We start from the raw sequence: 22986 nt of genomic DNA on the forward strand, positions 1-22986 counted from the left end.
TATAATATATATTATGACAACTAAAACACGCAAAAGAAAAACACTGGACAACAACCGCTCTGAGGTCCTCAAAACTGGTGCGTCAATCCTGATAAAGACGATCAAAACGATCCCCCAGAGATGTCAGGATTTCATACCCAATCGTACCTACGGATTTGGCCATCTGATCAAGAGCTTGGTCATCACCAATGACATTCACCCAGTCACCCTCCTTTAATGATCCTGCAGGAATATCTGTCAGGTCAACTGAAAGGCTGTCCATCGAAATACGCCCAAGAACAGGAAGACGCCTTCCTTTTATCCACAAGGCTCCGGATTCAGAGAAAGACCGAAAAATTCCATCCGCATAGCCAATGCCTACCGTGGCCACGCACATGGGACGTTTTGCACGATAAGTCAGTCCATAGCCTATGCGATCTCCCTGCTTCAGATGCCGTATCTGTAAAATCCGTGCATCCAGTGTCACCGCTGAACGAAGCTGCCCCTCTTCTTTCCCCGGGGCCAACCCATACAGGGCTATTCCCGGACGAACCATTTCAAAATGATAGCTTTCCCCTAAAAAAATACCTGACGAAGCTGCCAGAGACCGCGGAACACCTGGAAAAACTGAACTCATTTCAAGAAAGCGTCGAAGCTGCTCCTGATTGGCACAATCCGAGGAAATGTCAGCACAGGCAAGGTGACTCAATACAAGCACCGGCTTCAAGCCGATCACGGCATCATCATGCATTTCATCAGATGATATTCCAAAACGGGACATTCCCGTATCAAACTGCAAGGCAGCAGGATAATTTCTTCCTTCCCTCTGACAGAAAGACCGCCATTCCCTTACCTGCTGTAAGCTGTTGAGCACCGGGATTAGTCCGTGTCTGATCATGAACTCCGACTGCCCGGGCAAAAAACCATGAAGGACGAAAATTCTTTTATCTGGCAGGAAGACTCTGAGCTGCCTACCCTCCTCCGGCTGAGCCACAAAGAAAGTCTGCACACTGCCAGCCAGACTGCTGGCCACTTCTCTCATGCCCAGCCCGTAGGCATCCGCCTTGACGACGGCAGCGCACTCTGCCTTGCCAACCCTTCTGGAAAGGTCGGCATGATTTTCCCTGATGGCAGAAAGATTCACCGTCAAACGTGTGCTCGTCTGTTTACAGGAATATCTCACACCCAACCTCTCATTTCCGTTACGATTTTCCTATCAGTTTCCCTGATTTTACAAGAAGGTTCTTTCAGAGAAATTATTATTTAATGCTGGACCAAGCCCGCTCTGTCATCATTTTTCCAGACTTTTCTGTCAGTTTCCTACAGGGTGCCTGTCCATGAGTATATGGACCCCGCAATTTTGTCTGCGAAATTGATGACATATGCTTGAGGCAAAGGGGGCTTTTGTATTAGAGACAGGGCACACCATGCTGCTCTGCCATGTGTGGAGCGGCCTTTACCCTATGCACAGGGGTTAAGTTTTTTTGATTTCGCAGGGGCCTTAAGATTTCCAGTCTGATGGTCCAAACGGAGCTAGTCCAGGTTTGACCGAGGCCAATCAGAAACCCAGTCCCACCCTTTCCATCACGCCGAGCCGTTCGGGTATTGAGCGTCGGTATGGAGACTTCCCAAGCTTTCCGGCCGCTCTTGACTATGCGGCGCAGGGGAAGAGTGGCTTCAACATTTATTCCGGACGTGGCACCCTGCTTGAGGTGCTTCCCTACAGTAAACTACGCCAGCAGGCACACGCTACGGCACGCCGTCTGCTTGGCCTTGGCCTGAAACCGGGCGACCGTGTGGCCATCGTGGCTGAAAGCGATGGTGACTTTGCCCGTATTTTCTTTGGCTGTCAGTACGCCGGCCTTGTCCCTGCTCCCCTTCCCCTACCTGTCGCTTTTGGTGGCAAGGAAGGCTACATCAATACCCTGCGTGGCATGATCACCAGTGCCGATGCCAAAGCCGTCGTCGTGCCGGATGTCATCGGTGGATGGACTGCGGATATCGTTGCTGATTTCCCTCTTCTTTTCGGTGGCTCCCCTGCTGAACTGATGGCTCTGGAAGAACAGGACATTCCCCTTCCAGAAATTCGGGAAGATGGTCTGTCCTATCTTCAGTTCTCCTCCGGCAGTACCCGTTTCCCCATGGGAATCAGCGTGACGCAAAAAGCAGGAATGGCAAACGCACATGCCATTGCCCGTTATGGCCTGCAGGTCTATCCGAGTTCAGATGAACGGGACGACCGCTGTGTTTCCTGGCTTCCCCTATATCATGACATGGGGCTTGTCGGATTCTTCCTGACACCAATGACATGCCAGCTCTCCGTTGATCTTCTGCCCACACGGGAATTCGCCCGTCGTCCGCATATCTGGCTGGAGCTGATTGCCCGTAATAAAGGCACCATGTCCTACAGCCCCTCCTTCGGCTATGAACTCTGTGCACGCCGTGGAGCACGGGAAGACATTGATCTTTCCTCATGGCGGATTGCCGGCATTGGCGGCGACATGATCCGCCCCCACATCATACACAATTTCGCAGAAACCTTTGCAAAACGTGGTTTCGATGCACGAGCTTTCGTCGCCAGCTATGGAATGGCCGAAACAACACTCGCCATCAGCTTTGCTCCCCTCAATACGGGACTGTGCACCGATACGGTTGATCTTTCCGTCATGGAACAGAGAGATTACGCACAGCCTGCCAAGGAAGGGACGGAAACGGCCCGTGACTTCGTTCTCTGCGGTGTCTGTCTTTCTGGCCATCAGATTGAGGTGCGTGACAGCTCGGGCAAGGTTCTTCAGGATCGCGAAGTCGGTACCGTCCATGTCCGTGGTCCCAGCCTGATGTCAGGTTATTTCAATCGTCCTGATGAAACGGCGCAGGCCCTTTCATCTGATGGATGGCTGAATACCGGGGATATCGGCTATATGCTGGATGGGCAGATCGTCATCACAGGTCGTGCCAAAGATCTCATCATCATCAATGCCCGCAACATCTGGCCGCAGGATCTGGAATGGGCGGCCGAACATGAAGTGTCTTCTCTTCGCTCCCGTGATGTGGCCGTATTCTCGGTAGATGACAGCCAAGGAGAGCGTGTTGTCGCTCTCGTGCAGTGCCGCTATACGGATGAAGAACCTAGGACCAGACTGCAGGATGAGCTGGTAGCCCTTTTCCGGCGCCTTCACGGTATTGATGTGGATGTCGTACTGGTTCCACCACGCTCCCTGCCGCAGACTTCCTCCGGAAAGCTGACACGGGCCAAGGCCAAGGCCATGTATCTCAACAAGGAATTCGCCTGAACACCGAAAAGGCTATCTCCCGGCTTGGGAAGATTATATAATTCTTCCTTCTTCGCTTGGTCACAAAGGGACAAGACATGACAGACAGTGTTGCCGATATCTCTCATCTCATTCTCCAGAAACTTCTGGAGAACCCCAAAGTGCCACGTGACATCTCTGGAGACAGCCGCATCGTTGAAGATCTGGCTTTTGACAGCTTGGCCGTCATGAACTTCGTGATGGAGATTGAAGACACTCTTGATGTCTCCGTCCCGCTCGATAAACTTGCCGACATTCGCACGATCAATGACTTGGCCGCCTGCCTGCATGCTATCAAGGCAGAACAGGCATGAGTGCTGGACTTTTTGACAAGTATTCTACCCTGAAGGGAAACTATGAGTCCCTCATGGCTGCCAGCCCGAGGAATCCTTTTGGAGTTGTCATCGAACGCCCTCTTTCCGCTACCGTAGGAATTATCGAAGGGCGTGAGACACTGCTATTCGGCACCAACAACTACCTTGGTCTCAGCCAGTCCGGTTTGGCCCGAGATGCTGCCATTCATACCGCCGAAACCATGGGTGTGGGCACCACGGGCTCCCGTATTGCAAATGGTACGTTCGGTCTTCACCAGAAACTGGAGAAGGCTCTGGCAGATGTTTTTCAGAAAAAACATGCCATGGTTTTCTCCACGGGTTATCAGGCCAATCTCGGCACGATTTCGGCTCTGGTCAACAAGGACGATATTCTCTTCCTTGATGCGGACAGCCATGCATCCATTTACGATGGTGCCCGCCTTTCCGGCGCGCAGGTGATCCGGTTCCGTCACAATGACCCGGCCGACCTTGAGAAACGTATCGCACGGACAGACAAAACCACTGGAGCACGCCTCATCATTGCCGAGGGCATCTATTCCATGACAGGGAATATTGCCCCTCTAAATGAATTCGTGGACGTTAAAAAACGCCACAATGTTCCTCTGATGGTCGATGAGGCACATTCCTTTGGCGTTCTCGGTGATCATGGCCGTGGCGTCGCTGAGATGCAGGGGTGTGAGAAAGATATCGACTTCATCGTTGGCACATTCTCCAAGTCATTGGGAACGGTCGGGGGTTACTGCGTCACAGATCACGATGAAATCGATCTGATGCGCCTCTGCTCACGTCCGTACATGTTCACGGCCTCTCTTCCTCCCGAGATCATCGCCGCCACGTTGGCTGCTCTTGAGGAAATTAGCAACAGACCAGAGCTGCGTCAGAAACTTCAGGACAATGCGGCCCGTCTGCATCAGGGCTTCAAGGCCGTTGGCCTGAACACCAGCAATTTTATCTCACCGGTCATTGCCGTGACACTAGAAGATATTCCACAGGCTATCGCCTTCTGGAATGCCCTTCTTGATGCTGGGGTGTATGTCAATCTCTCCCTCCCCCCGGCCACTCCGGACAACAGACCCCTGCTACGCTGCTCAGTCATGGCAGCTCACTCTGCCGCTGAAATTGATCGAGCAGTAGATACCTTTGGTTCCATTGCCAAGGAACTGAAACTGGTCTGATATCGCCGACCAGTTCTGAATGTTCCTTTCTGCGTCTGAAAACATTACAGGCAGAAAGGAACACCACCTTTAAAATTTACTGTCTGCTGTCACGGACATGGCGGGCACGCCAGAGAAAGAGTGGTAACGTCAGAATGGGATGTTTCCTCTCAAACGCAGACACTTGGATTTCTTTCCCTGTGTGCCGCCTTATCTTCCAAAGAAGATAAGATACCCCATCCCTGAACGTAAAGGCAGCTTTGATCAGCCTGATGACATTCAGAGGCTTCCCACAGCTCTTTATTGTCTGCCAGTTCTTCCTAGCCTTACTTTTGGCTGTAGCCGTCAACTCGGGATGAAGCAGATCACCCTCTTTCCGATACCAAAGGGAAGCCTGAAGCCACGCTTCTTTCAACATGACTGCATAGCGATCCTCCTTCCCCTGTAACAGATTGTAACTGCGTCCCTTTTTCTCGACACGCAGTTCAACCTCATATGTACAGGCAAAAAGATGATGCCAGTAATCGGCAGCCCTGCCCTTCTCAGGCCCCAGAAGGGCAGCCCAACAGGAAGCAGTGACTACACACTGTCTCACACTCTGCAATATCTGATCAGCACTTACAGAATCACGCACCCAGACCAGCCGCACAGGCTGACAGAACCGAGCCCAGATGGTCGTATCCACGGAAAAAATCGTGCTACGCTTCCTGAACTGTCGGCTGGACAGAAAGGCCACCTTGGCCCGCATGACCCGTCCACCCACTTCATGTTCCATGTAATAAACATTCGGTGGAAGAAGCTGATTGGCCCAGCTCGCCAAATGATTCCCATTTAAACTGGCAGGCCGGTCAGTGATGACGTAAAAATCCAATATACCTTCAGGATCGACCTTACGGAGGACAGAACCGTAAAACAGAACACCTAACGGACGTTGTTTCAGCCTGCTGACAATGAACTCCGCAAACTGCCCAACCTGACTAGGAACGATCGTCGTCAGCTCACCAGCGAGCATTTTCTCCAGAGCGTCAGACATAAACAAACCGAAAAGCCGGTCCCTCTTCCAGCTTTATGTGGCCTCCAACCGAGGCTGGAAACACTTCCCCGTCCAGTACAAAATTACTATCCGTTTTCAAAAGCATCTCTTTAGCCACTGCACTGACATAGTCCTCATGAGAGCGAAGCCAGTCTGGTGCCTGTCCTCTTAGAAGATTGAAACAGGCTCCGAGCAGATTTTTGGGGAAAGCCTTCACGTTCAGAAAACGAAAACCATCATTTACATCGGAGGTCGCATTCCAGAATGGCCAGATACCATGTGACAACTTTTCCAGTGCCGTTGCCATGAACAGAAAGCTGCGATCGTCCGCTTCCGTACCTGTAACCGCTCCATTCTTTGCTGACCACAACAGCTCATCACCACGCATCCATGACTCACGGCTCCGCCTGAAAAGAAGGCTGGCCATACTGCTGAACAGGGTGAAAAAAACTGCGAGATCATGAGGTGCAAATTTCAGAACACTGGGAGAGTGAGCTATCCGCACAGCCCGAGCGTACCCGGTACACCCCCCGAACATGCCCAGTACTGATGGCCGCTCATCCTCTGGCCAGGAAAGTCTGATCGGGGTACGGATGCAGCTTCTCAGTCCTTCCGGCCTCAAAAGACGGTCTATGGCCTCCGCACCATGAAGACCGAACCCTACATCGCCAGCGATGAGGTTCGTATTGCCAGATGGAAGAATAGCTACGGCAGGCAGCGGAACATCATGATAAATGTTGGCAATCGTGGTCAGGCAGGCACTGACGGTGCCGTCCCCCCCACTGATGGCAATCAGATCGACCCCCTTGTTTTTCAGGTCTGTCAGATGGGCCGGCAGATGACTGTCATTCAGAGCAGAAACACAGAAATCCCCCATCTTGCGTCGTGCCATCCTCACGAACTGACCGTGATCCTGTGCATTTTTGCGGCTATTCGGATTATGTATCAGGGCTGGCTGTATAATCTTCTCTAATCTCTGCATCTATCCACCACAAATCCGCCCAGAAACATAAAAACCAGACCATTTCATACGCTGGTCGAATTCCTTTAACATGGCTATGCTAAGGGAGCCAGCAGGGAGTTCCCCTGAAAAATCATCCCCATCATGAACATGGTGCCATAATGTTTTCCGACCCGTCCGCCACCTGTTCCAATCGGCGCGACCTCTCCATCTGTCTGGCACACATGTCAGACCCGCATCTTCCACCACCCCATATTGCGTGGCCTTCTTTTCTGAACAAACGTTTACTCAGCCGTATTCTCTGGATCAGCAGACGCCGTCATGTTCTGCGCCCATCAGTCACCGCACAGCTCTTGGACAATATTGCCACCCACAAAGAACTGTCGGCCCTCCTGATCAGTGGCGACATCACCAATTTTGGCACGAGCGAAGAGTATAAGCAGGCTGCCATCTGGCTGAAATCACTTCCACTCTCCCCCGTGGTCATCCCTGGAAATCATGATCTGATGGCCCCCATCGCTCATGACCGTAGCCTTGCCCTGTGGGAACCTTGGTCGGGAAAAGAATTTCCCTTCGTTCGATATTTCGGGAAGGTCGCCGTCATCGGCCTGAACTCTGCCCTGCCTACCCCTCCCTTCACGGCCTATGGCCGCATTGACAGGAAACAGCTCACGAAACTGGCAAGACTGCTTGCAGAATTGGGTGAAGAGCGATACTGCCGGGTGATCATGCTCCATCACCCTCCCCGTAAAGGGCTGCTCCCCTACAGGAAATCCCTCATCAACACGCCAGCCTTTTCCAGAGTGCTGAGCACTCATGGAGCGGAACTTGTACTTCACGGTCATTCCCATGACGCCACGGTAACAACAGTGGAAGGAACCAGCATTCCTCTTCTCGGGATCAGTGCCGCTGCCATGAACAGCACGTCTCCCGAGCGCAGGGCCTCCTGGAACCATCTTACCTTCACGCCGCAGGATACTGGCTGGCAGATCGAACTGATGCGCAAGGATCATGAGGGAGAGACGCTGTCACACCTGACATGGCTCTCCAATACTCCGGTAGGACAGACTGCATGCTGATAAAGAGCAACCTGCCAACACTGGACCGATATCTGCTCCGTCAGCTCGTCCCCCCCTTTGCTATCGCACTGGGGACCATGCTGGTTGCCCTCCTTCTGGAACGGCTGCTGACGCTGTTCAATCATCTGGCCAGCAGTGGCAGCTCCATTGCGACGCTGCTGTCGCTCCTCAGTGATCTTTTACCCCATTACATGGGGCTGGCCCTGCCGGCAGCTCTCTGCATCGCCATATTCATGACCGTCAATCGCATGAGTGATCATAACGAGATTGACGTCCTGTGCGCTGGCCATATTTCCCTTCTGCGGATCAGTCAGCCTTACATCAAGGTCGGGGCCATTCTGGCCGTGCTCAGTGTATTTCTGTACGGTTACATCCAGCCGATCGCCCGCTATGATTACCGGGAAGGTTTCTACTTTGCCAGACATACGGGCTGGGCACCTCATCTCCAGTCCGACATGTTCGCTTCCACATCATCCACCACGATGCTGACGGCTGACCATGTCGATCAGGGAGGCTCCCGCCTGAAAAACATCTTCATCCGCAACCTGAAAAACAATGGCAAGGCCGAACTGATCACGGCTCCCCGGGGGCTTCTGACCCTGTCAGAACGTGATCAGGCCACCCAGCTTGACCTCTGGGACGGTGTAATCGTGCACGTCAACACACCTGACCTGCCCGATGACAACCATGTCACCATCACCCACTTTGAACACATCGCCCGGATCATAGAACGGACCAGAAGCCGTCAGGCCTTCCGCTCCCGCGGTGATGACGAACGGGAAATGACCACTCCTGAACTCCTTCAGGCCCTTCATCATGGCTCACCCCGCATTTCCTACATCGTGCTGCGATCCGAGCTGGACTTCCGGCTGACCAGAGCCATCAGCATCATGTTCATCCCGCTGCTGACCATTGCCTTCGCAGTGGGACGCAAAAGACGGAAATCCGTGATCGGACAGATCATGCTGGCCATCATCCTCGTCGGTTTCAACGAGATACTGCTTTTCGGTCACAGCATGGCCACCAATGGGAAGGCCTCCGTCTGGCTGACGCTCTGGGCGCCAGAAATCATCTTCTGTGTTGGCTGCACAATCGCCCTGCTTGCCCGCTCCCAGGTCTCCTGGCGTCATGGACACAGGCACACGGCGCAGGAGGCTTAAATCATGAGGCTTCCCCTTTCCCATCCCACGCTGCTCAAGGTTTTCCTCAAGCCACTTCTCGCCAAGATTTTCATATGCTGCGGCGTCCTGACAGCTCTCCTTGAAATTCTGGCCCTTCTTGATGATGCTTCCACCATTCTGGACCGCCATCTTGGGATGAGTGGACTTTTCAAATATATCGGTCTTCATCTGCCCACGCTGATCGTTGAAATCATGCCACTTTCGGTCATGATCGGTGGCCTGTTCACCCTGCTTCAGATGGCACTTTCCAGCGAAATTGCGGTCCTGAAAGCGGCGGGGCTCTCAACCATCAACATGTTCCGCTATCTCCTGCCGGGCCCCATTTTTCTGGGCTTTACCTGTATGGCCGTCCAGTTCTGGGTCATCCCTTCCTGCGAGCAGGAACTCAACCGCTGGTGGAACGAGGGTGCCACACAGGCCAATGCAACGGATGACCTTCACAGTCTCTGGTTTCATCTTGGACCGGACATCATCCATGTCGAGACGGTCAGTCATGGGGGAAACAGTCTGTCAAAGGTCGTTTTCTACAGTCGGCGAGCACAGGATGGGATTCTCATCGGCTGCCAGTATTATGAAAAACTGGTCTATGAAAATGGACACTGGGCACCTCAGGGAAGCGCCAAACAGCTGACTCTTTCAAAAGAACAGACCCAGGCCAAAGTCAGTGACCTTCCTGTCCTTCCTGACCTAAGAGCCACCCCACAGCAGATCATCAACATGACATTGCAGGGCGTCTATTACACGCCCCATCAATTCAGGAAGATATTTTCCCGGGAGGCTCCATCCAACCTGCCCAGATCAAATTATCTGATGGCCCTGTATGCCACCCTGCTTCTGCCTATACAGATGGCTGTCATGCTTCTCATCACCCTGCCCATCACCTACATCCCCCCCCGTGCAGGGCTGCGGAACCCGCTGCCTGTCTACGTCATGGCGGCAGGACTGGGAGTGGTCATTCTTCAGGGTATGATCTCCGCACTGGGAAATTCAGGTTCCCTTCCCATATTAATCGCTATAAGTTCAGGCCAGATCGTGGCAGCGCTGGCTGGTCTGGCCTGGATACTGCGAATGGAGGAAAAATGAGTACGTTGAAACAGTTCTTCCAGGGAACGACTCTCATGCAGAAGGGCAGGAGTTACGACCTGGGGAAGATGAATCTTTCGCAGTTATGGGCGGCCTATCTGACCTATCCAACCATTCTGCTCTATTTTGCCCTCATCATAGGCACGGCCATACTCAGCCTGCATCTGCGTCACAGCTGGTGGGGTCTGATCATTCCCATCCCGGTCATCGTTGCCGTCTATCCTACAGCCTGGTACATCATCCACCGTTATATCCTGCACGGCCGCTGGTTCTACCGTAACCCCATCACGGCTTCCATGTGGAAGCGTATCCATTTCGATCATCATCAGGACCCCCATCTGCTGGAAGTGCTGTTCGGTTCTCCCCTGAATACGGTTCCAACCATGATGGTCATCACCATGCCCATCGGCTGGCTGATTGGCGGCTGGGGTGGAGCATTTTCTGCCCTTTCCACGGCTCTGGTCATGACCTGCATTTACGAATTCTTCCACTGCATCCAGCATCTGGCCTACAAGCCCCAGTGGCAGTGGGTGGTCTACATCAAGCAGCTTCATGTCCTTCATCATTTTCATGATGAAGATGGCAATTATGGAATCACCAACTATCTGCCGGATAGGCTGATGGGAACTTTCTATCGGGCCGCCAAGGAACGCCCCCGTAGCCCGTATGTGTTCAATCTGGGGTACACGGTTGAAGAAGCGGAGCGTTATCCATGGGTCATGCGCCGGACGGGAGCCCCTCCCCGTGACCGGCCCGATCCTGCCCGTGCACCGAAAAGTGAAGAGCTTTCAAAGAGCGCATGAGTACCCCCGTACTGATACTGGCCGGGTCACGTGATGGAGAACGTGACCCGCTTGCCCGTCTGGGAAACGTATCCCATAAGGCTCTTCTCCCCATCCAGGGCGTTCCCATGATTGAACGTGTCCTTCGGACTCTGGAGCAGGTTCCTGAAATCGGGAAGATATGGATCAGCATCGAGCAGCCGGATCTGCTTGGACATTTAAGAAATCGGGCCACCCTTCTGAAGGCGGCTCCATCTCCCAGCGAAAGCGTGGCCCAGGCTCTTGAAACGATCGGAATGCCCTGTCTTGTCACGACGGCAGACCATGCCCTGCTTTGCCCTGCATGGGTAACGGAATTCATTCGGAACAGCCAAAAAACCAGAGCGGATCTGACAGCTGGCATTGCCCTGAAAGAGACCATCCAACGGGATGTTCCTCAGACACAGCGCACCTATATCCGTTTATCTGATATCCATTTTTCGGGATGCAACTTGTTCTGGATGGCCACGCCCCGATCCGGGGCCGTCGTTGCTCTCTGGCAGCGGCTCCAGAAATACAGAAAACAGCCACTACGGATGGCCATGATCTTGGGATTGTCCACCATCCTGCGGGTACTCACCCGAACATTCAGTTCCGACCTGCTGGAACAGCGCATTCAGGCCCTGACCGGTGCACGTGTCCGTCTTGTCCCTCTCTCCGACGGCCGAGCTGCTGTTGATGTTGACAAACCCGCCGACGCCGCTCTCGTCGAACAGCTGCTCTTTCAAGAGTAGAAAACGTCCTGCCCGACAGTTCTGGTCGGGCAGGACGCCACTTCTTTATTTCAGAAATTTTGTCCTGATATTGATGAGCGCAGAACCCAGACCACGTCTGATTTTCTTGAAATCTGCCAGCGTCACATCACCTGCCGCTGAAAGCGTATGTATGCCGTCCGGGTAATCCTTCATTTCTGGAACGTGTAACGGAATGGCATCCCCACCACTGATGGACGGCCTGCCTTTGCTGAACCCGTTGATGCGCAGCAGGCGCAACCCTCCCCCATAGGTCTCGGAACAATCCTGTACGGGAAGAACAACGTCATCCCCTTCTATGAAGGGTGTTCCTCCTGGACGGGCTCCGCTCCGGTCGATAAGGAAACGGCCCATGTCGCACCACGGCCCTGTCAGCTCCTCTGCCAGAGCGATATGCAGCGTACTCTGCCTAGCCGGTTTGGGAGTCGGCGGTGTCCAGAAAAGCCACCAGCGGCCAGCATGATGAAGTGGCGTGGCATCGATTGCGCCAATGGGAAAGTCGAACGTGGGTACCTTCTCCCATTCATAGGGAAAAGACGTGGCTTTGTAGAGCGTTAGACGCCCCGATTTGTACGCCTCAGGAAGCATGTAGACCGCCCCCTCGTACCGAAAAATCTGTGGATACGACAGATGCCAGTTCTCACTCAGAACAGGACGACGTTCCTGAAGGGTGAAGTGCCTGTCATAGATCAGCACTTCTATGATGCCCTTCCCCTGATTGTAATCATAAAATTCAGCAAAAACATACAGGCAGTCATCCTGCCATATGCCGAATGGATCGGCCAGAAAGCCCTCCTTGCCGCAGGCAGGAAGAAACGTGACATCAATATCATCCAGACTGTTCTGCCTGATGATCTGCTCGAAAGGAGCGTGGAGAATGGCTGACCGCCAGTAATCCGTCTTAAACAGCTTCATAATCTGCCATCCCGTAGAGACATATTCATAATTGTCCCTCATCATACATCCGTCCCTTCACCAGTAAAAGGGCTTCATGCTCTGCTGACATTTCTGTAATCTTCCTTTATTTTGCAATGGATACACGCCCAGACGGCTTCCAGAACAGGGATATCTGAATGACTGACATATTCGATCTTGAAACAGCCATTGACCTTCGCTTCCATGCTGCCCACAGCATCATCAGGAAAGCTGCATCTCTTGCACAAGCCATGCAGCCTGCGCCGGGCAAACCTGTTGCGGACCTCAAGGGTCATCAGGACTATGTGACAGAAGCTGACAGAGCCGTTGAAACGTTCGTCACGACCCATCTGGCTGCACTGTTTCCCGAAGATGCCTTTCTGGGGGAAGAACATGGAGGGGCCTCCTCCGGCCTGTTCCGTTGGATCATCGACCCAATCGACGGCACATCAAACTACGCAAGAGGCCGGAACAGATGGTGCATCTCTCTTGGTCTCATGTATCAGGACGTCCCGGTTGCCGGCATCATCGAGGCCCCTGCCCTTCAGGAAACTTTCATCGCACGAAAGGGCAAAGGGGCCTTTCTGAATGACAGCCCCATCAAGGCGTCCACAACCTCCAGCCTGAAGGAAGCCATGGTGGAAGTGGGCTGGTCTCCTTACGTACCGGAAGGATGGTACCCAGAAAAAATGCAGGCCCTTCTGAACAAGGGAGCCATGCCTCGTTCCCTCGGCTCTGGCGCACTGGCATTGGCTGACGTCGCCTGTGGACGCTCGGACGGGTATCACGAATTTGTCATCTTCCTGTGGGATGTAGCAGCTGCTCTGGTTCTTCTGGAAGAGGCTGGAGCATGCGTGTCGCCATTTCTGAAAATGGGTGGCCTGACGCAGCGTACGACCATACTTGCCAGTGCGCCGACAATCGCCAGCACCCTGTCGGATACACTAGGCGTTCCGTTTGATTAAGTTTATAACAGTTACGTCAACCGTTATTACCCACAGGAGTTTCTCCATGTTCAAATCTTTCTCCGTTGTCTCCCGGACACTGGCGGTTGCTGCCGGTCTGCTGGCCGTGAATGCTTACGCTGCCGAGGCCTCCAAAATCTCCAAGGAGCAGTCTCTGATCAATCAGGCAACCTTTGCCGTGCAGTCCGCTTTTGTGGACTCCCAGGTAAAACCGGAAACGGCCCGCATTCTTGCTGAGACGAAGGCCGTGGTGGTCTGCCCGGATGTCACGAAAATGTCCCTGATTTTTGGTGGTAGCGGTGGCCAGTGCCTCCTGCTGGCTCGCGGGGCCAGCAATTCCTGGTCAAACCCGGCTTTCTATCGCCTCAGCTCCGGCTCCTTCGGCCTTCAGGCTGGGTATCAGCACAGCCAGCTGTTCCTCTTCGTGACCTCTCAGAAAGCCCTGCTGAACCTGATGGACCACGAATACTCCTTCGACGCCAAGGCTGATGCAGCGTTCGGCAGCGGAACCAGTGCACAGAACACCCCCAAAGAAGTTTATGCCATGCAGAAGAGCAATGGCGTCTTCGCCGGTGTCTCCCTTGGAAGCAGCAAGCTGAAGGCCGACAGTACGGCAAACCGCAGCTACTATAAGCAGATCGTTGGTCCCGAAGACATCGTTGTCCGTATGCAGGTCAACAACAAGGCTGCTGATCCGCTTCGTCGCGTTGTGATGAAGGTTTTCAATAACCAATAAGGGAAAGTTCTTCTGGTTCAGGATAACCTGACGATGCAAAAGAGGCCGCTCTCCAAAAGAGAGCGGCCTCTTTTTTTACCTGAAACAGGCTAAACCTACTGTGCTCCCGTCGCCTTGGCCCGACGATAGGCACGAATATTCTCCGTCTGTTCAGACAATGTATGGGCGAACCTGTGTCCCCCATGACCTGTCGCAACAAAATACAGCGCATCTCCTTCCGCCGGGTGAGCCGCTGCCTCCAGTGAGTCACGCCCAGGAGAACATATTGGCCCAGGAGGTAAACCTGAATGCTGGTAACTGTTGTATGGACTGTCAAACTGAAGATCTTCATGCGTCAGGGAACGTGACAGGACTCCTTCTCCGTCACTAAGGGCATAAATGACCGTCGGATCAGTCTGCAACTTCATCCTCTGTTTCAGACGGTTCAGGAAAACCCGGGCGACCTGAGGTCGTTCTTCTGGCAGAGATGTTTCCCGCTCAATCAGGGAGGCAAGAACAAGAAGCTGCTCCGGCGTCGTGACAACCCCTTCAAGAGCAGACTGGTCCCGCCGTGCCCAGACATCCTGCACGGTATCTTTCATCAGACCTGTCATATGCTGGAGAAGAGCACTCCTCTCCATCCCCCAGACATAGAAAAATGTCTGAGGCGCAACAGATCCTTCGGGGATGGGGGGAGTCTCTCCCTGCAAGGCTGGGGCCTGCGTCAACAACGTCCTGATACGTCGGGCTGTCAGCCCTTCCGCAATGGTCAGACTGTGGGTAACGGGACGACCATGCCGCAGAATATCCAGGCTATGAGCCATGGATACCCGTTCAGGAAATTTGAGTTCGGCAGCATGAATGCTTCCCTGTGAATGGGTCGCCAACATGGCCGCCTTAAAGAAGAAAGAAGAGACGACGCCTCGGGCAAGAACGCCATTGTCCTGCAGGACAGTGATGACACGATCCGCACCGCCACGAGGAATGACAACCACACGTTCCGTCTGCAAAGGCCCTGGGTCCGTATAATGACCATAGCCCGCAAACAACATTCCACCTGCGGCAACAATCAGAAGGGCAAAAACCCGTCCTTTCGTCACAAGGCGGAAACGCCGTTTCCCCCGATTTTCTTTCCCCTCCTGGACCGGAGGAGAAGACCCATCCTGTCGGCCCTCTGATGCAGATTCCTGTGTCATGTCAAAATCCTTAAACCGACAAAAAACTGCATCAGATATTCAGGTCAGTCCTTGAATTTCTTCAGGATCAGGCTGGCATTGGTTCCGCCGAAGCCGAAGCTGTTGGAAAGAGCCACATCAACCTGCTTTTCCTTCGCCTTGTGAGGAATACGATCAATGACACTCTCACTGGCGGGATTGTCAAGATTGAGGGTTGGCGGAAGGATTCCATCCCGCATGGCCTGAAGGCAGAAAATGGCCTCCACAGCACCAGCTGCTCCCAAGAGATGACCAATGGCCGACTTGGTGGATGACATGCTCGTCTTGGCCACAGCCTCCCCGAACAGCCTTTCCACAGCTCCCAGTTCCAGATCATCCGCCATGGTGGACGTACCATGAGCATTGACATACCCGATTGCATCCGGAGTGACCCGGGCATCCTTCAGGGCTGCCTGCATGGCCCGATAGGCACCTTCATGATTCTCGGCGGGTGCCGTGATGTGATAGGCATCACCCGACAGGCCATACCCGCCGATCTCTCCGTAAATCTTGGCCCCACGACGTTTGGCATGTTCGTACTCTTCCAGCACCAGCACGCCAGCCCCCTCGCCCATGACAAAGCCATCACGCTCCTTGTCCCATGGACGGGAAGCCGCTGTCGGATTGTCATTAAAACCTGTTGAAAGGGCACGGGCGGAGCAGAATCCGGCAATACCCAGCTCACAGATGGCCGCCTCTGCACCACCGGCGATCATGACCTTGGCGTCACCGTGCTGGATCAGACGGGAGGCATCACCGATGGCATGAGTACCGGAGGCACAGGCCGTCACGACTGCATGATTCGGCCCCTTGAAGCCATACCGGATGGAAAGATGGCCAGCCGTAAGGTTGATCAGAGAGGACGGGATGAAGAAGGGGGACAGACGCCGGGCCTTCCCCGTGGAGACCGCAACAGAATTGTCGTAAATCGTTTTCAGCCCACCGATACCAGACCCCATCAGCACGCCGGTGGCGCAGCGGTCTTCTTCAGTCTCGGGCTTCCAGCCCGAATCTTCCACCGCCTGGATACCAGCCGCAAGCCCCAGATGGATGAAGCGGTCCATCTTCTTCTGTTCCTTGACCGGAACCCAGTCAGACAGAGTCAGGCCACCTTCCGCGGTCGGACCTTCCGGCACCTCACCTGCAATCTGGGCCGGCAGGCCAGAAGCATCAAAATGTGTGATCGGGCCAATACCGGATCGAGATTCAATAAGGCGTTTCCATGTCAGTTCTGCACCAACAGCCAACGGGCTTACTACGCCTATTCCCGTAACGACCACACGTTTTCTGTTCGTTCCAGAGCCGCTCATCGCCGCCTTACCTCATCATTCCTAAATACGCATAAAGCGAAACGGGGAGTCCGCTTCGCTCTTCTTTATGACGGGAACGGTCCGGTTTGACCAGACCGCCCCCTACCATCCGATTCCAGTAAGCAGGAATCAGGCGGCCTTCTGCTTGGTGATGTACTCGATGGCATCATTCACGGTAGCAATCTTCTCGGCTGCATCTTCCGGAATCTCAACGGAGAATGCTTCCTCGAAAGCCATGACCAGCTCAACGGTATCCAGGCTGTCTGCACCCAGATCATCAATGAAGGAAGCATCAGGCTTCACCTGATCTTCCTCGACACCCAAATGCTCGACAACGATTTTCTTCACCTTGTCAGCGATTTCGTTACTCATCTGCCTTAAATCCTTGCTACCCTACCGGGTGTACCTAAGAAAAAACCTGCCTGCTTGTCAGCTTCAAGACATGGAAATGCCCGGCAACGAAGCCATACTCTGATCTTTGGTCAGGCCAAGCAGGCCGCGCTTAGCATGTTTTCCTGCAAACGCCAAATTTTTCAGACCATGGCCATCCCACCGTTAACATGAAGCGTCGTTCCCGTCACCCATGCGGCTTCATCCGAAGCCAGATATACCACGGCGGCAGCCACGTCTTCCGGGCGACCCATGCGGCCCAGAGGAATGCTCCCCAGAAGCTTCTCCCGTACGGATTCCGGCAGGACATCCGTCATGGCTGTTTCCACGAAGCCCGGGGCAACCACGTTCACCGTCACGCCACGACGCCCGGCTTCCTGCGCAAGAGACTTGCTCATTCCCACGAGACCAGCCTTTGCCGCAGAGTAATTGGCCTGCCCCGGATTGCCGGTCGTCCCCACGATGGACGCAATGGAAATGATACGGCCACTCCGGCGACGCTGCATTCCCTTCAGGGCCGCACGGGCCAGACGGAAGGGGCTTTCCAGATCAACCTTGAGAACCTGTGACCAGTCCTCATCCTTCATGCGTACGGCCAGCGTATCCCGCGTCAACCCGGCATTGTTGACGAGAATGTCCAGCGGCTGACCCGCCTCCTCCTCAACACGGGCAATCAGCCCGTCTGCCTGTGCATCATCGGACAGATTTGCCGGGACGACATGTACCCGCTCACCACCCAGAGAACTGGCCACTTCCTGAAGGGCACCCTCCCGGGTACCGCTCAGGGCCACCGTCGCTCCACGCTCGTGAAGCTGACGGGCAATGGCTGCACCGATACCACCAGAGGCCCCTGTCACGAGGGCCAGTTTACCAGAAAGAGAGAACATCAGATTTACCCCTTACAGGCTTTTCAGCATTGTTTCGATTTCTGCTGGCGTACCAGCATGATCAGCAGACATATCCGGCACGATACGACGTGCCAGACCTGTCAGAACTTTTCCGGCCCCCAGCTCATGCTGGCAGGTGATTCCCTTTTCCGGCATGGCCAGCACGGTCTCACGCCAGCGGACCTGCCCGGTGATCTGCCTGCCCAGCAGGTTCCGGACATCATCAGGACGGGAGACTTCCTCTGCCGTAACGTTGGCAATGACAGGAATGGCAGCGGCATGAAGTTCTGCTTCCTGAAGAGCCGTCTTCATTTCCTCCGCAGCCGGAGCCATCAATGACGAATGGAAAGGTGCCGACACGGGAAGTTTCACGACACGGCGAATGCCCCTGTCCTTGGCGGCAGTCATGGCACGCTCCACGGCACCGAGGTGACCGGAGATGACAATCTGACCACCACCATTGTCATTGGCAATTTCCAGCACCTCACCCTGGGCACATTCCTCACAGATTTCCCGGGCGAGTTCTGGTTCCACACCAAGAATGGCCGCCATGCCGCCCTGCCCTGCCGGGACGGCCCGCTGCATGGCCTGCCCACGCAGACGGAGCAAACGGGCCCCTTCAGAAATCCCCATGACACCTGCTGCCGTAAGGGCTGCATACTCTCCGAGAGAATGCCCTGCCAGAAGGGCAGCCTTCTCCTCCAAGGCAAATCCTCCTTCCTGTTCCAGCGTCCGCACCACAGCCATGGAGACAGCAAACAGGGCCGGCTGGGTATTTTCCGTTGCGGTCAGTTCAGCCGGGTCACCCTCAAACATCAGGCGGGACAGATTGACCTTCAGGGCCTCATTCACTTCCTCGAACACGGCACGGGCCACGGGAAAAGCCTTGTACAGCTCCAGCCCCATCCCGACAGACTGGCTTCCCTGGCCGGGAAATACAAACGCATGACGTGTCATACAGACACCTTCCATCTTCAGTTTATCAGCAGCGACAGTAAAAATATCAGCGGGGGATCAGACGCCCACGCTGCCATGATTCAGCAGCCTCTTCCGGCCCCATGCCATCAACACTGACGGCATGGTCAAGAGCACTCATGACCTTGTTGCTCAGCATCATGATGGAGAGCTCGTCAATCAGATCCTCATCCACCTCATCACGAAACCCTTTCCGCAGAACCAGCCTGGCCGTCTGTACCTGCCCATCGAGCAGATCACCGTCAGGCAGGCTGTCCAGCATGTCCGTATGGAAAACGGCGTGCGGCTGCCACACGGCGACAAGGGGACATTTTCCTGCTTCTTCATCCTGCTTCAGGCGGGACAGGACATTCTCTGTAGCAACGACTTCAAAAGGCAGCTCCTTGAGATCGGCACGCCGTTCCAGCACTCTTTCCACGAAAGGTCTGGCCTCCGCCGTCGTCACAAGAGAGGAGAAATCACCTGCCGTCCATCCCTGCCCCTTCCCTGCGCTTGTCAGGGCCGAAAAGTTGAGTTCCGGATGATACAGGCTGCCAATGACCTCATGCCCATGTTTCAGGATGTCTTCATCCTGCGGGAACCAGGCCGAGACAAGAATGTCGATCTCACCCTCATCCAGTGCCTGAAGACGCTCTTCATTCCCCAGATCAGCATAGGCGACGTCCTCACCATTCGCCTCGATGACACGGGCCACGCCACTGGCACAGGCGGCATGCAACGCCGTGTAGAGATGACCAACAGTGAGATACGACATGAAAGAGCCTCGCATGATGAAAAAGCAGATCTGGGGATAGCCACCACCCGATGGTTTGTGAAGCCCTGCCCCCGCTTTTCCAGCAGGAGAAGGCCTTCACACGATGACCTGTCCAGCTTCCTTACCAGATTTTGACCCGCTGCTCTGGTGCAAGATACAGCTTGTCCCCGGCTTTCACGCCAAAAACCTGGTACCAGAGATCAATATTATGAGCCGGCATGTTCACCCGGCTTCTGGCTGGAGCGTGCTCATTGGAAAGGACCTGACGCTTCAGGGCATCAGGCCTGTCCTTCTCACGCCATACCTGTGCCCACCCCAGGAAGACGCGCTGGTTGCCTGTCCAGCCATGAACCGTCGTGTCCGGCTTCCCTTTCAGGCTGTCATGATAGGCCTGAAGGGCCAGATTCAGCCCCCCGAGATCAGCGATGTTTTCTCCCATGGTCATGTTGCCATTCACATGCAGGCCGGGAAGCACTTCCTCTGCATCATACTGTGCCCCAAGCTTCTTGGCTCTGGCCTCGAAAGCAAGTGATGATTCGTGGCTCCACCAGTCATGAAGGCGACCATGTTCATCATAGTGACGGCCCTGATCGTCAAAACCATGACTCATCTCATGTCCGATGACCCCACCGATGCCACCATAATTGACCGCCATGTCTCCCTTGGGATCAAAGAAGGGAGGCTGAAGGATGGCCGCCGGGAACACGATCTCATTCTTCACCGGATCATTGTAAGCATTGACCGTCTGAGGTGTCATGTCCCACTCATCCCGATCCACCGGACGGTCCAGCTGATCCAGACGATGACGCCAGTTGAAGGCGGTACTGCGGACCGCATTGCCGTATACGTCACCCGCCTTGATGACCAGTGCCGAATAATCCCACCATTTTTTGGGGTAACCAACCTGCATGGCAAAATGGTCCAACTTGACCAGAGCGGCCCGCCGGGTGGCGTCATCCATCCAGTCATTATGTTCCAGCCGCCAGCGGAAAGCCGTTTTCAGCTCATTGACAAGGCCGGTGATCCGCTCCTTGGCTTCCGGCGGGAAATAACGCTGTACATAGAGACGTCCCAAGGCCCAGCCCATGGCGGCGTTCGTAACCCGGATGGCCCGCTTCCAGCGGACGGGCTGCTTCGTCACACCTGTCAGGACACGCCCGTTGAAATTGAAGGACTCATCCGAAAAATCATGGGATAGGTAAGGAGCCGCATTGTCTGCCAGATGAAAAGCCAGCCAAGCCCTGACAGTCACCCTGTCGGCCCGGGCAAGGACCCTGGCCATGTCTGCAATGGACTTCGGCTCCCGCACGTCGATGACACGGTCCATGAGGCCGGCTTCCGGAACCCCCATGGTTCTCAGATAGGTTACCCAGTCAATGTCGGGAGCAAGAGCAACAAGCTGTCTTACCGTCATGGGGTTGAACAGCTTGATGGGATCACGTGTCTGGTCACGTGGTGTCTCAACCTTTGCCAGAGCCGTTTCCAGAGCCACGACAGCCGAGGCATTGTTCTCCGGCTCAGGCCAGCCCAGAAGGGCCAGCACTCGGGCAACATGAGCCCTGTATGCATTCTTCTTGGACCCTAGGGCAGGATCAAGATAATAGCTGATGTCCGGGAGCCCGAGACCACCACTGATCCCAATGCTCATCCCCTGGTCCAGCATGAGCATGTAATGCTCCGGATCCTGCTGGTTCTGCTCAATATCGAGGGCAAACGGACTGTACAACAGCGAACCGGCCGCCAGACCAAACAGACGGGCCAAAGAAGGCCTGTCCTCCATCCTCCTTATCTGGTCCAGCTCAGCAGCCAGAGGCGTACCCCCTCTAGCATCCACAGCTTTCTGATCCAGGAAGCTGCCATAATATATGGCCAGTTTGCTCCGCTCATCCCCAACCTCGGCATAAGGAAGAAGTTCTTCCAGCAGGGTCTTCTGCCTTGCCTGTGACAGTTCAAAAAGAACATGAAAGGGGCCGTAACTGCTCATGTCATCAGGAATATGCAGCTGCCTGATGTACCGGCCATTGGCATAGGTGAAGAAATCCTGCCCCGGAGATGTGGACGGATCCATGCCCGCCTGGTCGAATCCCCAACCGTTCCTGTAAGGCTGGATGGCAGCCTGTTTCGCCGCTGCCTGGCCTGTAGGGATCCCCCCTGCAACCAGCCCTGCCCCCAGAGCCACAAGTATGCTGCCCTGTTTCAGAGCAGAACGGAACGATGGAATCTTCATGACACAACCCCGGCTGGAAAATTATGAATCAGGCCGGCTCAGCCTGACTGGCAAGCTGACGGGCAAAGGACCGCTGTTTCCAGGAAATCAGGGCATGAAGTCCTCTGGCCAACCACTGCTGCATTCTGGAATGTGGAGTCAGCCCTGACGTTTTCAGGATCATGGCAGTGACACGGTCAAGGTGCCTCTGCCGATAGAATGACAGAGCCCGGGCCATGTAGGCTGCGATACAGTTCTTGTGGTCATAAGAACTGAACCGCTCACTGTTCGTGATGTAAAAAGCCGTCGCCAGCTCATCATCCTCACTCTCCATGACACGGCTGAGGGCGATACGTAGGCGGAACCACCGGCCGAGCTTCTCCCGTTCCAGATAGCGGTGCATATTGTCATAGAAAAGTTTAAAATGACGATACTCGTCTGCAGCAATCTGCTTGCAGACGGCTTTCAGCACCGGCTCTTCCGTGGCGTCGGCCAGAGCCGTATAGAAAGAAGACGTTCCCGTCTCCACCATACAGCGGGCAATCAGTTCCCCCGTACGTGATCCCCTGATGGAGGCAGACACCTCAGTGTCGATCTTGTAGGCCTCACGATAACGGTCAAAAGATTCGGCATAGTTCCAGTTCGGGTCTGCCAGCATGGCCCATTTGCCCAGTGCATCCCCATGCTGGACCTCTTCTTCTGCCCAGTTCTGGGCCGCATCACTAAAACCTGAATCATCATGAAACACATTCTTAAGATAAAGGGTGTAATCCCGTGCATTGCGTTCCACGACGGATGCCGCCTTTACCAGAGCGAGGATGTCAGGATTCACTTTTGTGGCGTCAAAAGCGTTCCAGTCCATCTGATCAATCTGCCAATGTTTCATAGAGAAACCCTCTTTTCTCGTGACGGCATTAACACTTCATGCATTTGCCATACTTTTCAGATGGCATACTGAACGGCTTT

Annotated in this window: 22 protein-coding genes and 1 pseudogene; 11 read left to right on the forward strand and 12 right to left on the reverse strand. The window is 54.5% G+C overall.

Annotation, left to right across the window (positions count from 1 at the left end; translation table 11 throughout):
- Positions 1-82 precede the first annotated feature (82 nt).
- Complete coding sequence (gene alr / locus CPA56_RS03500; protein ID WP_326831299.1) at positions 83-1123, reverse strand: alanine racemase; 1041 nt, start codon at positions 1121-1123, stop codon at positions 83-85.
- Positions 1124-1523: 400 nt separating this feature from the next.
- On the opposite strand from alr, the gene CPA56_RS03505 reads away from it, so the two are divergent.
- From CPA56_RS03505 to spt, 3 genes are all read left to right on the forward strand, one after another.
- Positions 1524-3272, forward strand: coding sequence for a fatty acyl-AMP ligase (locus tag CPA56_RS03505; protein WP_182040669.1), 1749 nt, complete (start codon positions 1524-1526; stop codon positions 3270-3272).
- A 77-nt stretch (positions 3273-3349) separates the two neighbouring features.
- Positions 3350-3604: an acyl carrier protein gene (locus CPA56_RS03510; RefSeq protein ID WP_182040670.1), complete on the forward strand. Its 255-nt coding sequence runs from the start codon at positions 3350-3352 to the stop codon at positions 3602-3604.
- Positions 3601-4800: a serine palmitoyltransferase gene (gene spt, locus CPA56_RS03515; RefSeq protein WP_182040671.1), complete on the forward strand. Its 1200-nt coding sequence runs from the start codon at positions 3601-3603 to the stop codon at positions 4798-4800. Before CPA56_RS03510 ends, spt begins: the two co-directional genes overlap by 4 nt.
- Positions 4801-4876: 76 nt before the next feature.
- Here spt and CPA56_RS03520 read toward each other — a convergent pair whose 3' ends face one another.
- Together CPA56_RS03520 and CPA56_RS03525 are read right to left on the reverse strand one after the other, a co-directional pair.
- Entirely contained in the window at positions 4877-5812 is a 936-nt protein-coding gene (locus CPA56_RS03520) for a hypothetical protein (protein WP_182040672.1), read from the reverse strand.
- Entirely contained in the window at positions 5805-6794 is a 990-nt protein-coding gene (locus CPA56_RS03525) for a diacylglycerol/lipid kinase family protein (RefSeq protein ID WP_195805096.1), read from the reverse strand. The genes CPA56_RS03520 and CPA56_RS03525 overlap by 8 nt, the downstream gene beginning before the upstream one ends.
- Before the next feature lie 203 nt (positions 6795-6997).
- Here CPA56_RS03525 and CPA56_RS03530 point away from each other — a divergent pair, with 203 nt between their 5' ends.
- The 6 genes and pseudogenes from CPA56_RS03530 to CPA56_RS09555 all read left to right on the forward strand — a co-directional run bounded on the left by CPA56_RS03530 (position 6998) and on the right by CPA56_RS09555 (position 11671).
- Positions 6998-7852: a metallophosphoesterase family protein gene (locus tag CPA56_RS03530; RefSeq protein ID WP_182040673.1), complete on the forward strand. Its 855-nt coding sequence runs from the start codon at positions 6998-7000 to the stop codon at positions 7850-7852.
- Positions 7846-9012 carry an LptF/LptG family permease gene (locus tag CPA56_RS03535; RefSeq protein WP_182040674.1) on the forward strand — a complete coding sequence of 389 codons (1167 nt, stop codon included), beginning with the start codon at positions 7846-7848 and terminating at the stop codon, positions 9010-9012. The genes CPA56_RS03530 and CPA56_RS03535 overlap by 7 nt, the downstream gene beginning before the upstream one ends.
- Positions 9013-9015: 3 nt before the next feature.
- Entirely contained in the window at positions 9016-10116 is a 1101-nt protein-coding gene (locus tag CPA56_RS03540; RefSeq protein WP_182040675.1) for an LptF/LptG family permease, read from the forward strand.
- Entirely contained in the window at positions 10113-10919 is an 807-nt protein-coding gene (locus tag CPA56_RS03545; RefSeq protein ID WP_182040676.1) for a sterol desaturase family protein, read from the forward strand. The genes CPA56_RS03540 and CPA56_RS03545 overlap by 4 nt, the downstream gene beginning before the upstream one ends.
- A gap of 107 nt (positions 10920-11026) precedes the next feature.
- Positions 11027-11236 (forward strand): annotated as a pseudogene (locus CPA56_RS09550) (hypothetical protein); the annotation flags it as partial.
- A gap of 162 nt (positions 11237-11398) precedes the next feature.
- Positions 11399-11671, forward strand: a complete 273-nt coding sequence (locus tag CPA56_RS09555) for a hypothetical protein (RefSeq protein ID WP_326831300.1) — start codon at positions 11399-11401, stop codon at positions 11669-11671.
- A gap of 45 nt (positions 11672-11716) precedes the next feature.
- On the opposite strand, the gene CPA56_RS03555 is transcribed toward CPA56_RS09555, so the two are convergent.
- On the reverse strand, positions 11717-12604 hold the full coding sequence (locus CPA56_RS03555) for a glucosamine inositolphosphorylceramide transferase family protein (RefSeq protein WP_182040678.1): 888 nt from the start codon (positions 12602-12604) through the stop codon (positions 11717-11719).
- Between the two features lie 158 nt (positions 12605-12762).
- On the opposite strand from CPA56_RS03555, the gene CPA56_RS03560 reads away from it, so the two are divergent.
- Together CPA56_RS03560 and CPA56_RS03565 are read left to right on the forward strand one after the other, a co-directional pair.
- Positions 12763-13569 (forward strand): inositol monophosphatase family protein, encoded by an 807-nt coding sequence (locus tag CPA56_RS03560; RefSeq protein ID WP_182040679.1) that lies wholly within the window; start codon positions 12763-12765, stop codon positions 13567-13569.
- A gap of 46 nt (positions 13570-13615) precedes the next feature.
- Complete coding sequence (locus CPA56_RS03565) at positions 13616-14305, forward strand: lipid-binding SYLF domain-containing protein (RefSeq protein ID WP_182040680.1); 690 nt, start codon at positions 13616-13618, stop codon at positions 14303-14305.
- 95 nt (positions 14306-14400) lie between these two features.
- On the opposite strand, the gene mltG is transcribed toward CPA56_RS03565, so the two are convergent.
- The 8 genes from mltG to CPA56_RS03605 all read right to left on the reverse strand — a co-directional run bounded on the left by mltG (position 14401) and on the right by CPA56_RS03605 (position 22906).
- Positions 14401-15480, reverse strand: a complete 1080-nt coding sequence (gene mltG / locus CPA56_RS03570; protein ID WP_182040681.1) for an endolytic transglycosylase MltG — start codon at positions 15478-15480, stop codon at positions 14401-14403.
- A 44-nt stretch (positions 15481-15524) separates the two neighbouring features.
- Complete coding sequence (fabF, locus tag CPA56_RS03575) at positions 15525-16808, reverse strand: beta-ketoacyl-ACP synthase II (RefSeq protein WP_182040682.1); 1284 nt, start codon at positions 16806-16808, stop codon at positions 15525-15527.
- Between the two features lie 129 nt (positions 16809-16937).
- Positions 16938-17180, reverse strand: a complete 243-nt coding sequence (locus CPA56_RS03580; protein ID WP_182040683.1) for an acyl carrier protein — start codon at positions 17178-17180, stop codon at positions 16938-16940.
- A gap of 161 nt (positions 17181-17341) precedes the next feature.
- Positions 17342-18085 carry a 3-oxoacyl-[acyl-carrier-protein] reductase gene (gene fabG / locus CPA56_RS03585; protein ID WP_182040684.1) on the reverse strand — a complete coding sequence of 248 codons (744 nt, stop codon included), beginning with the start codon at positions 18083-18085 and terminating at the stop codon, positions 17342-17344.
- 12 nt (positions 18086-18097) lie between these two features.
- A complete protein-coding gene (fabD, locus tag CPA56_RS03590; protein WP_182040685.1) occupies positions 18098-19042 on the reverse strand; it encodes an ACP S-malonyltransferase in 945 nt (314 codons plus the stop codon).
- 46 nt (positions 19043-19088) lie between these two features.
- Positions 19089-19814 carry a glycine betaine ABC transporter substrate-binding protein gene (locus tag CPA56_RS03595; RefSeq protein WP_182040686.1) on the reverse strand — a complete coding sequence of 242 codons (726 nt, stop codon included), beginning with the start codon at positions 19812-19814 and terminating at the stop codon, positions 19089-19091.
- Positions 19815-19935: 121 nt separating this feature from the next.
- Positions 19936-22041 carry a M13 family metallopeptidase gene (locus CPA56_RS03600; RefSeq protein ID WP_182040687.1) on the reverse strand — a complete coding sequence of 702 codons (2106 nt, stop codon included), beginning with the start codon at positions 22039-22041 and terminating at the stop codon, positions 19936-19938.
- A 28-nt stretch (positions 22042-22069) separates the two neighbouring features.
- Positions 22070-22906: an acyl-ACP desaturase gene (locus CPA56_RS03605; RefSeq protein WP_182040688.1), complete on the reverse strand. Its 837-nt coding sequence runs from the start codon at positions 22904-22906 to the stop codon at positions 22070-22072.
- Positions 22907-22986 lie beyond the last annotated feature (80 nt).

The organism is Bombella mellum (assembly GCF_014048465.1).
Taxonomy (GTDB): Bacteria; Pseudomonadota; Alphaproteobacteria; order Acetobacterales; family Acetobacteraceae; genus Bombella; species Bombella mellum.

Excerpts from the sequence above, each read along its gene's own strand:
- spt (WP_182040671.1), top strand. The coding sequence starts at position 3,601 with ATGAGTGCTGGACTTTTTGACAAGTATTCTACCCTGAAGGGAAACTAT.
- mltG (WP_182040681.1), bottom strand. The coding sequence starts at position 15,480 with ATGACACAGGAATCTGCATCAGAGGGCCGACAGGATGGGTCTTCTCCT.
- fabD (WP_182040685.1), bottom strand. The coding sequence starts at position 19,042 with ATGACACGTCATGCGTTTGTATTTCCCGGCCAGGGAAGCCAGTCTGTC.
- CPA56_RS03510 (WP_182040670.1), top strand. The coding sequence starts at position 3,350 with ATGACAGACAGTGTTGCCGATATCTCTCATCTCATTCTCCAGAAACTT.
- CPA56_RS03545 (WP_182040676.1), top strand. The coding sequence starts at position 10,113 with ATGAGTACGTTGAAACAGTTCTTCCAGGGAACGACTCTCATGCAGAAG.
- CPA56_RS03555 (WP_182040678.1), bottom strand. The coding sequence starts at position 12,604 with ATGAAGCTGTTTAAGACGGATTACTGGCGGTCAGCCATTCTCCACGCT.
- fabG (WP_182040684.1), bottom strand. The coding sequence starts at position 18,085 with ATGTTCTCTCTTTCTGGTAAACTGGCCCTCGTGACAGGGGCCTCTGGT.
- CPA56_RS03530 (WP_182040673.1), top strand. The coding sequence starts at position 6,998 with ATGTCAGACCCGCATCTTCCACCACCCCATATTGCGTGGCCTTCTTTT.
- CPA56_RS09555 (WP_326831300.1), top strand. The coding sequence starts at position 11,399 with ATGGCCACGCCCCGATCCGGGGCCGTCGTTGCTCTCTGGCAGCGGCTC.
- CPA56_RS03560 (WP_182040679.1), top strand. The coding sequence starts at position 12,763 with ATGACTGACATATTCGATCTTGAAACAGCCATTGACCTTCGCTTCCAT.
- CPA56_RS03580 (WP_182040683.1), bottom strand. The coding sequence starts at position 17,180 with ATGAGTAACGAAATCGCTGACAAGGTGAAGAAAATCGTTGTCGAGCAT.
- CPA56_RS03565 (WP_182040680.1), top strand. The coding sequence starts at position 13,616 with ATGTTCAAATCTTTCTCCGTTGTCTCCCGGACACTGGCGGTTGCTGCC.
- CPA56_RS03525 (WP_195805096.1), bottom strand. The coding sequence starts at position 6,794 with ATGCAGAGATTAGAGAAGATTATACAGCCAGCCCTGATACATAATCCG.
- CPA56_RS03520 (WP_182040672.1), bottom strand. The coding sequence starts at position 5,812 with ATGTCTGACGCTCTGGAGAAAATGCTCGCTGGTGAGCTGACGACGATC.
- fabF (WP_182040682.1), bottom strand. The coding sequence starts at position 16,808 with ATGAGCGGCTCTGGAACGAACAGAAAACGTGTGGTCGTTACGGGAATA.
- CPA56_RS03595 (WP_182040686.1), bottom strand. The coding sequence starts at position 19,814 with ATGTCGTATCTCACTGTTGGTCATCTCTACACGGCGTTGCATGCCGCC.
- CPA56_RS03535 (WP_182040674.1), top strand. The coding sequence starts at position 7,846 with ATGCTGATAAAGAGCAACCTGCCAACACTGGACCGATATCTGCTCCGT.
- CPA56_RS03540 (WP_182040675.1), top strand. The coding sequence starts at position 9,016 with ATGAGGCTTCCCCTTTCCCATCCCACGCTGCTCAAGGTTTTCCTCAAG.
- CPA56_RS03600 (WP_182040687.1), bottom strand. The coding sequence starts at position 22,041 with ATGAAGATTCCATCGTTCCGTTCTGCTCTGAAACAGGGCAGCATACTT.
- CPA56_RS03605 (WP_182040688.1), bottom strand. The coding sequence starts at position 22,906 with ATGAAACATTGGCAGATTGATCAGATGGACTGGAACGCTTTTGACGCC.